The 12,925-nt window shown below is 70.9% G+C and carries 11 protein-coding genes; 2 read left to right on the top strand and 9 right to left on the bottom strand.

Annotated features, from left to right (window positions below; translation table 11 throughout):
• The 6 genes from HII36_RS48345 to HII36_RS48320 form a co-directional block, all read right to left on the bottom strand.
• Positions 1-857 (bottom strand): ABC transporter substrate-binding protein (locus HII36_RS48345; protein WP_173530140.1); only part of this gene is annotated, 857 nt, incomplete at its 3' end.
• Between the two features lie 13 nt (positions 858-870).
• Positions 871-1,971, bottom strand: coding sequence for a branched-chain amino acid ABC transporter permease (locus HII36_RS48340; protein WP_173530139.1), 1,101 nt, complete (start codon positions 1,969-1,971; stop codon positions 871-873).
• A gap of 62 nt (positions 1,972-2,033) precedes the next feature.
• Positions 2,034-2,918 (bottom strand): branched-chain amino acid ABC transporter permease, encoded by an 885-nt coding sequence (locus tag HII36_RS48335; protein WP_217370892.1) that lies wholly within the window; start codon positions 2,916-2,918, stop codon positions 2,034-2,036.
• Entirely contained in the window at positions 2,918-4,768 is a 1,851-nt protein-coding gene (locus tag HII36_RS48330; RefSeq protein WP_173530137.1) for an AMP-dependent synthetase/ligase, read from the bottom strand. The genes HII36_RS48335 and HII36_RS48330 overlap by 1 nt, the downstream gene beginning before the upstream one ends.
• Positions 4,765-5,529 carry an ABC transporter ATP-binding protein gene (locus HII36_RS48325; RefSeq protein WP_173530136.1) on the bottom strand — a complete coding sequence of 255 codons (765 nt, stop codon included), beginning with the start codon at positions 5,527-5,529 and terminating at the stop codon, positions 4,765-4,767. The genes HII36_RS48330 and HII36_RS48325 overlap by 4 nt, the downstream gene beginning before the upstream one ends.
• On the bottom strand, positions 5,517-6,278 hold the full coding sequence (locus HII36_RS48320; protein ID WP_173530135.1) for an ABC transporter ATP-binding protein: 762 nt from the start codon (positions 6,276-6,278) through the stop codon (positions 5,517-5,519). The genes HII36_RS48325 and HII36_RS48320 overlap by 13 nt, the downstream gene beginning before the upstream one ends.
• A 121-nt stretch (positions 6,279-6,399) precedes the next feature.
• Here HII36_RS48320 and HII36_RS48315 point away from each other — a divergent pair, with 121 nt between their 5' ends.
• Complete coding sequence (locus HII36_RS48315; RefSeq protein ID WP_173530134.1) at positions 6,400-6,657, top strand: ubiquitin carboxyl-terminal hydrolase 14; 258 nt, start codon at positions 6,400-6,402, stop codon at positions 6,655-6,657.
• 9 nt (positions 6,658-6,666) lie between these two features.
• On the opposite strand, the gene HII36_RS48310 is transcribed toward HII36_RS48315, so the two are convergent.
• The 3 genes from HII36_RS48310 to HII36_RS48300 all read right to left on the bottom strand — a co-directional run bounded on the left by HII36_RS48310 (position 6,667) and on the right by HII36_RS48300 (position 10,264).
• A complete protein-coding gene (locus tag HII36_RS48310; protein WP_173530133.1) occupies positions 6,667-7,248 on the bottom strand; it encodes a hypothetical protein in 582 nt (193 codons plus the stop codon).
• Between the two features lie 105 nt (positions 7,249-7,353).
• Entirely contained in the window at positions 7,354-8,931 is a 1,578-nt protein-coding gene (locus HII36_RS48305; protein WP_173530132.1) for a Na+/H+ antiporter, read from the bottom strand.
• A 205-nt stretch (positions 8,932-9,136) separates the two neighbouring features.
• On the bottom strand, positions 9,137-10,264 hold the full coding sequence (locus HII36_RS48300) for a chromosomal replication initiator protein DnaA (RefSeq protein ID WP_173530131.1): 1,128 nt from the start codon (positions 10,262-10,264) through the stop codon (positions 9,137-9,139).
• A gap of 400 nt (positions 10,265-10,664) precedes the next feature.
• On the opposite strand from HII36_RS48300, the gene HII36_RS48295 reads away from it, so the two are divergent.
• Positions 10,665-12,728: an ATP-dependent DNA helicase gene (locus HII36_RS48295; protein WP_173530130.1), complete on the top strand. Its 2,064-nt coding sequence runs from the start codon at positions 10,665-10,667 to the stop codon at positions 12,726-12,728.
• The last annotated feature ends 197 nt before the right edge of the window (positions 12,729-12,925 follow it).

The raw sequence follows: 12,925 nt of genomic DNA, 5'->3' as shown, positions 1-12,925 counted from the left end.
GACTTCAGGAGGGCGGGGTTCCAGGTGGGGCCGGTGCCGATGAAGCGGCCCTTGAAGCCGGCCGCGGCGGCCTGGCCGATGATGGTGGCGGCGTCGGCCGGGCCGGTGGTGAGGATGACCAGGTCCGGCTTGTTCTTGGTGATCTCGGTGATGGCCCGGCCCTGTTCGGTGGCCCCGGAGGGGGTTTCTATGTTGGTGAACTTCAGTCCGTTCTTCTCCGCCGCGATCTTCGCGCCGGCCGCGGCGTCGGCGCCGTAGTCGCCGGCCAGGTGGACGGCCATGACGGACTTCGGCTGGTACGTCTCCACCGCGTAGTCGACCGAGTTCATGGCCTCGACGCAGTAGTTGGAGCCGGATTCGATCACGACGTCCTCGAACTCCCAGGCCGAGGTCCAGGAGGCGGGGGCGGAGACGACGTTGTTGGCCTTGAGGTCGCCGATGATGGCCGCGGTGGTGGGCGAGCCGAGGGTCTGGGCCAGGCCGAGCACCTGGTCCTTCATCTCGTTGTAGACCTGGCGGTGCACTTCGGGGTTGTACTTGTTGTCGCGGACGTACTTGGTGACGTCCACCTCGTACTTGCCGCCGATGCCGCCGGCCTTGTTCACGCGGGCCCAGAAGGCCTTCTGCGCGTCGGTGATGGGGACGGCGAGTGCCGCGAACGGCCCGGAGGTGAGGTCGGAGATGGTGCCGAGGTAGATGCAGCCCTTCTTGGTGTCGATGGCGGAGGGGCAGGGTGCGCTGGTGACTCCCGGCGCCTGGGCGCCGCCCTTGCTGCCCTCGTCGTCCCCCCGGAAGACGCCGCATGCGGACAGAAGGGCCACTATGGCGATAAATCCCACCAGGTTGCGGCTCTTCATGTAAAACACCCTTCTAGTAAGAGAAAGGCCAGGCTTTCCAGTAGTTGCGCGCGCGAATCCACAACCCGTACAGGCCGCGCGGCTCGAAGACGAGGAACAGCACGATCAGCAGGCCGTAGAGCACGGTCTCGACCTGGAACACGTTCGGCGTCTGGGTGGTGTCGCCGCTGACCACAGGCAGCAGCGAGGGCAGCGACCTGGTCAGGGGCTGCAACAGCGAGATGAACAACGCGCCCGCGATCGACCCCGACACGGTGGCCACGCCGCCGATCAGGACCATCGCGATGAACTGCACCGACAGCAACAGGCTGAACGAACCGGGCTCCACGTATCCGGAGATCGTGTACAGCAGCCCGCCCGCGCAGCCCGCGTAGAACGACGAGACGCCGAACGCCAGCACCTTGTACCTGGTGAGCGGCACCCCGATGACGGCGGCCGCGATGTCGCGGTCGCGGATGGCGGCGAAGGCGCGGCCGACGCGCGAGCGCGCCAGGTTCCTGGCCGCGACCGCGAAGACCACCAGCAGCACCAGCATGAGCAGGTAGAGCGACTGCTCCCTGGTGCCGAGCGGCCCGTCCTGGTCGAGCCGGACGCCGAGCAACTGCGGGATCGCCGCCTCCCTGCCGACGCCGGGCCCGCCGGTCAGCTCCTGCCACTCCTTGAAGACGTGCTCACCCAGGAAGACCAGGCCGAGCGTGACGACGGCCAGGTAGAGCCCGCGCAGCCGGGTGGCCAGCGGCGCGACGATCACCCCGGCGACGGCGGCCACCAGCCCGGCGGCGGGCAGCCAGATCCAGATCTCGGCCAGGCCGTAGCCGAGGTTCTCACCGTCCACCGGGCCGGACAGGGCGGCGGCGGTGTAGGCGCCGATGGCCACGAAGAACGCGTGGCCGAGGGAGACCTGACCGGCGTACCCGGTGACGATGTTGAGCCCGATCGCGCCGATGGCCAGCGCGTACGCCCCGGCCAGCACCTCCAGCGACCGGTCCTGCAGCAGCACGGTCAGCCCGAACGCCAGCATCAGCAGCAGCACGGTCCACACCCGCTTGGCCCGGGTGTCGAGCAGCGCCATGTCCTGGGCGTAGGAGGTGTAGAGCAGCGGCCGTCCGCGCACCCGGCGAGACCGGCCAGTCGGTATGTCGGGGACGGCGGACCGCGTTCCGGAACGTGTTTCGGTCATACCCGTTCGACCTCCCGCGTGCCGAACAGGCCGTACGGCCTGACCAGCAGGACGATCAGCATCACCACGTACGGCGTGACGACCGCGAAGTTCTGCCCCAGCCAGGGCGCGAACTCCCCCTGGTACGACTGGAACAGCGACTCGACCACCCCGATCACCAGCCCGCCGACGACCGCGCCGCCGAGCGAGTCCAGGCCGCCCACGATGATCGCCGGGAGCGCCTTCAACGCGACGACCCAGGTCATCTGCTCGATGCCCTGCCCGGTGCCGACGAACATGCCGGCGATCGCGGCCAGGAACCCGGCCAGCCCCCACGACAGCGCGAACACCGTACCGACCGAGATGCCCTGCGCGAGCGCGGTCTCCTGGTCGAAGGCGGCCGCGCGCATCGCCAGGCCGTAGCGGGTGAAGCGGAAGAACGCGAACAGCAGCCCGACCAGCACCGCGGTCACCAGCAGCATGGCCAGCCAGCGCTGCTGCACGACCAGCGGGCCCAGCGTGACCTGGCCGAAGCCCCACGGGTCGCCGACCTGGCGCACGTCCCTGCCGATGAAGCCGTTGACGACCACCCGCACGACCACGTCGATGCCGAGCGTGATGATGGCCACCACGAACACCGGCCGGCCGACCATCGGGCGGATGGCGACGCGCTCGATGCCCAGCGCCACGGCGGCGATGAGCAGCGCGGCGGCGAGCACGGCCGGGTAGAAGCCGAGCGGCTCGGCCAGGTAGCTGACGGCCACCGCGCCGGCCAGCATCAGCGCGGGCTGGGCGAAGCTGATCACCCGGGTGGCCTTGTAGATGATGACGAAGCCGAGCGCCAGCAACGCGTAGACCGAGCCGTTGCCCAGCCCCCTGATGATCGATTCGAGCAGGCCCATCACCGCCGGTACATCCCTTCCACCAGCTCCTCGAACAGCTTGGCGATGGCGCTGCGCTTGACCTTCTGGGTGGCGGTCAGCTCGCCGTCCTCGTGGTCGAGCTCCTTGGGCAGGAACGCGAACCGCTTGACCTGCTCGACACTGGCGAACCGGTCGTTCACCGCGTCGACGATGCCCCGCACCAGCTCCCGCGTCTCCGGTTTCTCCGACAGGTCGCGGTAGGTGGTGTAGGAGATGCCGCGCCTGCGTGCCCACTCCCCCACCGTGTCCAGCTCGATGCCGATCAGCGCGACCAGGTACGGCCGCTGGTCGCCGACGACGATCGCCTCCTTCAGGTACGGCGAGGCCTTCAGCGCGTTCTCGATCTCGCTGGGCGCGACGTTCTTGCCGCCGGCGGTGATGATGATGTCCTTCATCCGGTCGGTGATGCGGACGTGGGTGGCGTCCACGAACTCGCCGACGTCGCCGGTGTGCAGCCAGCCGTCGGGGTCGAGGACGTCGGCGGTGGCGCGCGGGTTGCCCCAGTATCCGGCGAAGTTGCCGGGATGCCGGGTCATGATCTCGCCGGTGGCCTCGTCGATCTTCAGCTCGATGCCGTCGTGCGGCTCGCCGACCGTGCCCAGTTTGACCCGTCCCGGACGGTTGGCGGTGGCGATGGCGGTGTTCTCGCTCATGCCGTACACCTCGTGCATGGCGATGCCGATCCCCATGTAGAACTTGAGCACCTCGGGGGCGATCGGCGCGGCGCCGGAGGCGGCGTAGCGGACGCGGCGCATGCCCAGCCGCTCGCGCAGCGCCCGGTAGCAGAACACCCAGCCGAGCGCGTACAGCAGCCGCGTCCAGAACGTGTGCCGGCCACCGGTGGCCACCAAGGTGGTGCCGATGCGGTCGGCCACCCGCAGCCAGAACCTGGTCAGCGCCCGTTTGAGCAGCGACGCCGAGTCGATCCTGATGTTCACCTGGGCCAGGATCTTCTCCCAGATGCGCGGCACGCCGAACAGGATGGTCGGCTGCACCTCGCGCAGGTTCGCCTGCACGGTGTCGATCGACTCGGCGAAGTTCACCTGCACGCCGGAGGCGGCGTTGAACCAGACCGTGAACGCCCGCTCGGCCACGTGGCACAGCGCCAGGTACGACAGCGTCAAGTCGCGTTCCGACGGCGGCGGCGAGGTGAAGCCGCCGCCCAGGACCAGCGTGCCGACCGCGAACTCGACGTTGCCGACGGTGAGCATGACGCCCTTGGGCGGCCCGGTCGTGCCGGAGGTGTAGACGAGGGTCATCACGTCGTCGGGCGCGGCCTCGTCCATGCGGCGGGCCACCGCGTGCGGGTGCTCGGCCCGGTGCTCGGCGCCCAGCGCCAGCAGTTCCGGCCAGGACATCAGTAGCGGGTCGTGGTAGCGGCCGCGGATGCCGCGCGGCTCCAGGTAGACGATGCGCAGCAGACCGGGACATTCGTCGCGGACGGCCAGCGCCTTGTCGACCTGCTCCTGGTCCTCGGCGATGAGGATCTTGGCGCCGGAGTCGGCCAGCAGGTAGGCGACCTCGGCCGGCGGGCTCGTCGGGTAGAGGCCGACCGTGATGCCGCGCACCGCGACCGTGCCCAGGTCGGCGAACAGCCACTCCGGCCGGTTCTCCGCGTGGACCGCCACCCGGTCGCCGGGCTCCACGCCGAGCGCGAGCAGCGCGTGCGCGACGAGCTCGACGTGCGTCCAGTAGCCGGCCCAGGTGACCTCCTGCCAGATGCCGAAGTCCTTGTGCCGCATGGCGACCGCGTCAGGGGCGCTGGCGGCGCGGTCGCGGACGCGGGTGACGATGGTGGCGGTGCGCCGCCCGCTGAGTACCTCGGTCACGTCGTCCCTCCCAGGTACGCCTCGATGACCCGCTCGTCCCGCTGCACCTCGGCCGGGGTGCCGAGGGCGACCAGGCGGCCGAAGTCCAGCACCAGCACCCGGTCGGCCAGGTCCATGACCAGCCCCATGTCGTGGTCGACGAGCACGATCGGGACGCCCAGCTCGTCGCGGGTGTCCATGACGAACCTGGCCATGTCCTCGGTCTCCTCCAGGTTCATCCCGGCCACCGGCTCGTCGAGCAGCAGCAGCCGGGGCTCCATGGCCAGGGCCCGGCCCAGCTCGACCCGCTTCTGTATCCCGTACGGCAGCAGCCGCACCGGATGCCGGCGCCAGGCCTCGAGTTCGAGGAAGTCGATGATGTCCTCGATCCTGGCCCTGGCGGCCAGCTCCGCGCGTCTGGCCCGGCCCAGCCAGACCAGCGCGGACAGCGCGCCGTAGCGGAAGTGGTGGTGGCGGCCGAGCATGAGGTTGTCCAGGACGGTGAGGTTGTGGAACAGCTCGACGTTCTGGAACGTCCTGGCCAGTCCCATGGCGGCGATCTCGTGCGGGCGCCTGGCCAGCAGGTCCTCGCCGAGGAAGGTGACCCGGCCGCGCTGCGGGCGGTAGACGCCGGACAACACGTTGAAGATCGAGGTCTTGCCGGCGCCGTTCGGGCCGATGACGGCCAGCAGCTCGGCGGGGCCGACCTCGAACGAGACCCCGTCCACGGCCTTGACGCCGGCGAAGCTCAGGTGGACGTCCTCGAAGGTCAGGACAGCCATCGTTTCCTCCGCTTGTAGTGCTTGACCTCGCGGAAGGACCGGACGGCCCCCAGGTAGAACTCCTTGATGTCCTCGTCGGCCAGCAGCTCGCCGGCCGGCCGGTCCATCACGATCTTCCCGGTCTCCATGACGTAGCCGTGGCCGGCGATCGACAGGGCCATGGTGGCGTTCTGCTCGACGAGCAGGACGGTGGTGCCCTGCCGGTTGATCTCCACGATGAGGTCGCGGATCTGGCCCACCCGCGACGGGGCCAGGCCGAGGCTGGGCTCGTCGAGCAGCAGGTAGCGGGGGCCCGCCATGAGCGCGCGGCCGAGCGCCAGCATCTGCTGCTCGCCGCCGGACAGGTAGCCCGACACGCTCCTGCGCCGCTCGCGCAGCACCGGGAACAGGTCGTAGACCCGTTCGAGGTGCGAGGTGGCCGCGGTGTGCCCGCCGACCTTGAGGTTCTCCTCGACGGTCAGCTCGGACAGGATGCGGCGGCCCTCCATGACCTGGCTCACCCCGCGCCGGACGATCTGGGCCGGTCTCAGGTGGTGGATCGGCTCGCCCTCGAGCGTCACCGTACCTTTGGTGATCTCTCCGTCGTGTACGTCGAGCAGGCCCGACAGGGCCCGCAGCAGCGTGGTCTTGCCGGCGCCGTTCGCGCCGAGCAGTGCCACGATCGAACCGGGCGGGACCTGGAGACTCACGCCGCGCAGCACGAGCATCACGTCGTCGTAGACAACCTCGAGGTTGCGAACCTCAAGCAACGGGGCTCCTCGGGATTGTGGCCTGCGTCACCCCCCGATGACCACAATGTCCACGTTCACCGGCTGACGGACAAGAGGTCCGGCCGAATTAGAGCGATCCTCTAGTCCTAGGATTTCTCTCATGGCAATTTGTGAACATCTTTCCCAGGCCGACGACCCAGACGCGAAGACGCCTGAGGGTTGCGAGGAGTGCCTGGCGATCGGCAGCCGGTGGGTCCATCTGCGCCGCTGCCTGGAGTGCGGGCACATCGGCTGCTGCGACTCCTCGCCCAACAAGCACGCGACCAAGCACTTCCAGTCCAGCGGGCATCCGGTGATGCAGTCGTTCGAGCCGGGCGAGGACTGGCGCTGGTGCTTCGTCGACAGCAGGATGGGCTGAACCCGCAGGTCACGCTCTTCGCCGCCGCCACCACCACACAACCAGGGCGGCGGCGAGCAGGAGCGCGGCCGCGAGCCCGCCGATGAGCAGCGCGCCGCCGTTCCACTCCGCCGCCGGCCTGGCGGCGCCCGCGCCTGGCGCCGGGGTGGTGGGCGCGCCCAGCGCCGCGACCAGGTCGGCGGGCAGCGGGCCCAGGCCGCCGTCCGGCCCGTCGGGCAGGCGCCGGTTGCCCGAGCACAGCGTGGTACGCAGCCCGGAGCCCTCCCTGACGGCGAACACCAGGTAGCGCGCCCCCTGGAGGAACCGGTAGCCGCACGCCGCGCCCTGCGCCCGCGTCGACACCTCGAACTCGGCCGCCGCCTCCCCCTTGTACACGTGGTCGGCGCGCAGTACGGCGGTCACGTGGCCGCCGTCCATGAGCTTCCAGTGCTCGGTGACGCGCGTGGCGGTCGCGGAGAACACCGCCGCCGCCCGCTCCACCCGTTCCTGCGGGGTGGTCCGCGCGCACGAGCAGGCCGCCGCCGCGGCCGAGTCCGCGGGGACGGCGACCAGGGCCGCGGCGAGGGCGAGCACGACGAGGACGCGTGACATCATGACCATGAGACGCGCGCCCGGGCGTGATCGGTTCACCTCCCGGCCGGGTGGGTTCACCCCGTGGCCGGGTCGGTTCACCTCGCGGTGGGGGGTTGTTGAGAGTCAGCGCTCCAGGATGGCTTCTTCGAAGTCGAGCTGGGCCATGACCTCGCGCAGCACCTCGTCGTCGAGCCGGCGCTCGTCGCGCAGCCGGACGAACACCTGCCGCTCGGCCTGCAGCATGTCGCGGCGCAGCCGCCGGTACAGCGTGCTCGGCGTCTCCGCCCCGCCGTGGCCGGTGCCGCCGCCCAGCCGCTCCCACGCCGACAGCGACCGCCGCCACGACTTCTCCCTGAGCTGGTCGATGACCTGCCGCTGGATCTCGTCCGGCTCGCCTTCCGCGGCGACCAGCCGGTCGAGCTCGGCCAGCCCCGCCTCCAGCGCCGCCTGCTGGGCCGCCGCCTCGGCCAGACGGTCCTCGTACGCCTCCTGGTCGCTCGACACGCGCAGCCGCCTGATCAGCGCGGGGAACGTGGTGCCCTGGATCAGCAGGGTGCCGATCACGGTGGTGAACGTGAGGAACAACAGCATCGCCCGGTCGCGGTCGGCGATCTCCGGCGGGATCGCGAACGCGGCCGCCAGCGACACCACCCCGCGCATGCCCGCCCAGCCCAGGATGACCGTGTCCTTGGTGGTCGGCGGACGGCGCCCCCTGGTCAGCACGCCGATGAGCGAGGTGACCGCGAACACCCACGCGAACCTGCTGACGATCGTGACGAGCAGCACGATCAACGCGTACGCCGCCACCTGCCAGGGGCTGTAGCCGGTGATGCCCTTGACGACCGTGACCAGTTGCAGGCCGATCAGGGCGAAGACGATGGTCTCCAGGAAGAAGTCGGTGACCTTCCACACCGCGTCGGACACCAGCCGCGTGCCGAACCCGCGCAGATGCATCCGATGCCCCAGATAGAGACCGACGACCACGACCGAGATCACACCCGAGGCGTGCACGGACTCGGCGGCCAGATAGGCGGCGAACGGGATCAGCAGCATCAGCGTGTTCTCGACCAGCGAGTCGCGGGTGCGCGTGAACAGCCAGGCGAACACGAACGCCAGCGCCAGCCCGATCGCCACCCCGGCCAGCGCCGCGTACAGGAACTCGCCGACGCCGTGCAGCAGGTCGACCGTGCCGCCGACCGCCGCGCCGATCGCCACCCGGTACAGCGTGAGCGCCGTGGCGTCGTTGAACAGGCTCTCGCCGATAAGGATCGTCAGCGCCCGCCTGGGCAGCCCGAGCCGGCGGCCGACCGCGACGGCCGCGACCGCGTCGGGCGGCGCGATGATGGCGCCGAGCGCGAACGCCGCCGCCAGCGGGAGGTCGGGCAGCAGCAGGTGCACCACCAGCCCGACCACGGCCGTGGTGAACAGCACCAGCCCGACCGACAGCAGCGCCACCGCCCGTTTGACGTCGCGCAGCCGCAGGTAGGAGCTGTCGAGCGCGGCCGAGTAGAGCAGCGGCGGCAGGAACACGAACAGCACCAGCTCGGGCTGCAGCGGCACGGCCGGCACCAGCGGCGAGACCAGCAGCCCGGCCGCCACCAGCAGCAGCGGCGCGGGCCAGCCCTTGCGCCTGGCCACGGCGGACACCGCGATCGCGCCGCCGGCGAGCAGCAGCAGTTGCAGACCCGTGGCGGGGTTCACCGGGGCGCGCTCCTCTGACTCAGGGACCCTGGGCGGATTCTCAGCTGATCCTGGGCGGCCACCCAGGCGAGCCTGGGCGGTTGCTCAGGTGATGCTGGGCGGCCTCAGTGATCCTCAGGAAATCCTGACGGAGCAAGCACCGGATCGAGGCACGACCATACCCGGGTTCGCTGGTAGCGGAACGCGGTCGGGGTCGGGGTCGGGGTCACCACTCGCGGCGGTGGTCGTCCCTGCCCTGGTCCCGGTACTCCTGGTCGGGACGCAGCCGCTCGCCGGTGGAGAACATCGGGTCGCCGACGTACGGGCGCGAAATGTCCTGCTCGCCCCCGTGCTGCTGCTGCTGGTACGGCTCGACCGGCTGGCCGAGCGCGAGCAGCGGGTCGACCGGGTTGGGCGCGGCGGGCTGGTAGGAGTCCTGGTAGGAGTCACGATAGGGGTCGGCAGGCTGCGCGGCCTGGCGGCGGCCCGCGCCGGGGATGCCGTGCATGGGGGTGCCGAGCCCGGCCGCGGCGGGGCTCGGCACGGGCGCCTGCCGGGGCTGCGCGGCGGCGTAGGCGTCCTGGCCCTGGTAGCCGTCCTGGCCCTGGTAGCTCTCCTGGCCCTGGTAACTCTCCTGGCCCTGGTAACTCTCTTGGCCCTGGTAGGCGGGGCGTCTGCCGTAGGTCTCCGTCGGCCCGTAGGGGTCGACCTGGCCGTAGGAGTCGGACCTGCCGTAGGAGTCCGGCTGGTATGCCTGCTGCTGCTGCGACTGGGACGGGAAGCCGAGCGGGTCGGTGCTCAGCGGCGCCTGACGGCGCTCGGGCGGCATCTGGTAGACGGGCTCGCTGTCCACGTACTGCGGCCCGGTGAAGGGATCTGCGGCGGCCGGCTGGACGTACTGGGGGCCGCTGAACGGATCACCGGCGTACTGCTGGTGCGGGCCGCTGAGCGGATCGCCGTTGTACTGCGGATGCGGGCCGCTGAGCGGGTCACCCGCGTACTGCGGGCCGGCGAACGGTTCGGCGGCCTGGGGCACGGCGTACGGGTCCGCGGCGCTCTGCTCGACGTACTGCGGGCCGGTGAACGGGGCGCGGTCGCCGTAGGAGGCCACCAGCTTGTCCTGGTGCGGCGCGGGGTTGCCGCGGGCGACGAGCACGTCGTTGGGCGAGAGCGCGGCGGTGGGCCGCTCCTCGGCCGCGGGCGGCTGCGGGACGCTCTGCGCAGGCCGGTGGTACTGACCGGTGCCCGGGATGACCTCGGTGCCCGGATCGTGCGCGGGCACGGCCGGCTGCTCGCCGGTGGCCTCCGCGAACCCCTCGTCGAGCGTGTCGAGCAACCTTCCGACGTCCTCCATCGGCATGCGGAAGCTCGCTGTGCACATCTCCCCTCGCCAGAGGCTGAGCACCAGCGTTCCCTCATGCCACGTGACCCGGAGGCACCGCTCCTGACCTCGCGCATCGAAGAAGACTTCGCCGAACGACGGCAACGGGACAACTTCCGACATGGAGGACATACTGCTTTAACCAGCCTTTATTCGTCCACTCAACCCCGAGAAACCCTACTTAACCGGTCTTCCCATCACCACCGGGAGCCCCTCAGGTCGCAGTTTAGGTAGATCTTCTTTGACCGGTTGGAGTCCCGATCGACAGTGTGCCACGCGAGGTGGCGAAGGGGTTCTGGAACGCCGGGATGCATCTGGACGATCACTCGGCGTTCGGCGCGGCGGCGCCGGATTGCGGGTACCGTTTACTGCCGTGCCGGACTCCCATCTCCCGTCAGTCGACGAACTGCTCAGCATCGCGGTCAACGCTCTCGGCGGGAGCGAACGGCAGGGCCAGAAATCGATGGTCAAGGCCGTCCAGAAGGCCATCGACGACGAGGAGCACCTGGCCGTCCAGGCGGGTACCGGCACCGGCAAGTCGCTGGCCTACCTGGTGCCCTCGATCCGGCACGCGATGGACAGCGAGTCCCCGGTCGTGATCTCCACCGCCACCATCGCGCTGCAGCGCCAGCTCGTCGACCGCGACCTGCCCAGGCTGTCGGAGGCGCTGGGCAAGGAGCTGCCGCACGAGCCGACGTTCGCCATACTCAAGGGCCGCCGCAACTACCTGTGCCGCTACAAGGCCACCGCGGGCTGGCCCGAGGAGGACGAACAGGACCAGCTCTTCGACCCGCGCGAGGTCAGCGCCACCGGGCGCATGGTGCAGCGCATCCAGGAGTGGGCCGAGGAGACCGAGACCGGCGACCGCGACGAGCTGGTGCCCGGCGTCAGCGAGCAGGCCTGGCGGCAGTTCTCCGTCAGCGCCCAGGAGTGCCTGGGCGCCACCCGCTGCCCGAGCGGCGCCGAATGCTTCGCCGAGCTGGCCAGGGCCCGGGCGGGCGAGGTCGACGTGGTGGTCACCAACCACGCGCTGCTGGCCATCGACGCCATGGGCGACCTGCCGGTGCTGCCCGAGCACGAGGTCGTGGTCGTCGACGAGGCGCACGAACTGGTCGACCGGGTGACATCCGTGGTCACCAGCGAGCTGTCGGAGAGCTCCGTCGCGCTGGCCGTGCGCCGGGTGGGCAGGCTCATCGAGCAGCCCATCGCCGACCAGCTCCTGGAGGCCGGCGAAGACCTCAAGGCGCTGCTCGCCGCCGCGCCGCCCGGCCGCATCGACGAGCTGCCCGAGGTGCTCGGGCTCACGTTGTCCCTGATCCGCGACACCGCCTGGCGCTGCGTCACCGCGCTCGGGCCGCGCGGCGCCGACAAGGACGACCCGGACAAGGCCGGCCAGCGCAAGGCCGCGTTCACCGCGCTCGACGAGGTGCACGACACCGCCGTCCGCATGCTCGACGCCTACGGCCACGCCTCCGAGTCCGACCGGGCCGAGGTGGTCTGGCTCGACGCCGGCACCGACCGGCGTCCCCCGGTGCTGCGGGTGGCGCCGCTGAGCGTCAGCGGCATGCTGCGCGACAGACTGTTCGGCGAACGCACCGTGGTGCTCACCTCCGCCACGCTCGCCCTCGGCGGCACCTTCGACGCCCTGGCCCGCCAGTGGGGCCTCGGCGACCCGCCTGCCGGTACCTCCGGCACCTCCGGCACCCCGGGTGGCCCTGGCGGCTCCAGTGGCTCCGGCGGCTCCGCTGACGACAAGCGGCGCGGGCGCGGCTGGCAGGGCATCGACGTCGGCTCGCCGTTCGACCACGCCCGCGCCGGCATCCTGTACGTCGCCAAGCACCTGCCCCAGCCCGGCCGCGACGGCCTGCCCCAGCAGTACCTCGACGAGATCACCGAACTCATCGAGGCTGCCGGCGGGCGCACGCTCGGCCTGTTCTCCTCCATGCGCGCCGCCAAGGCCGCCACCGAGGCCCTGCGCGAACGCCTCGACGTCCCGCTGCTGTGCCAGGGCGACGACTCCACCATGCTGCTGGTCAAGCAGTTCGCCGAGGACGAGCCGACCTGCCTGTTCGGCACCCTGTCGCTGTGGCAGGGCGTGGACGTCCCCGGCCCGTCACTACGCCTGGTCATCATCGACCGCGTCCCCTTCCCCCGCCCCGACGACCCACTGACCTCGGCCAGGCAGCGGCACGTGGCGGCCAGGGGCGGCAACGGCTTCATGTCGGTCGCCGCCAACCACGCCGCCCTGCTGCTCGCCCAGGGCGCCGGACGACTGCTCCGAGCCCAGGCCGACAAGGGCGTCATCGCGGTGCTCGACCCGCGGCTCGCCACGGCCCGGTACAGCGGGTTCCTGCTGGGGTCGCTGCCGCCGTTCTGGCGTACGACGGACCCGGCGGTACCACGGGCGGCACTCAAACGCCTGGCCGGCGAGTCCTAGGGCCGCCGTCTAAAAGGCATGGGCTTCGCCTGGGGCGCGCTTCGCGCGTCCGGGGCTCAGGCTGTGTTTCCCGGGGGCTGCGCCCCTCCTCTTGAAGGGCATGGGCTTCGCCGGGGTGGGGCGCTTCGCGCCTTGGGGGCTCAGGCTGTGTCTTGTGGGGTTCCCCACACCCCCGGGCGAGGGGGACTGCCCTCCCC

Origin of the sequence: Nonomuraea antri (assembly GCF_013283785.1) — a bacterium.
GTDB lineage: Bacteria > Actinomycetota > Actinomycetes > Streptosporangiales > Streptosporangiaceae > Nonomuraea > Nonomuraea antri.
This window is presented reverse-complemented; position numbering and strand designations above follow the sequence as displayed.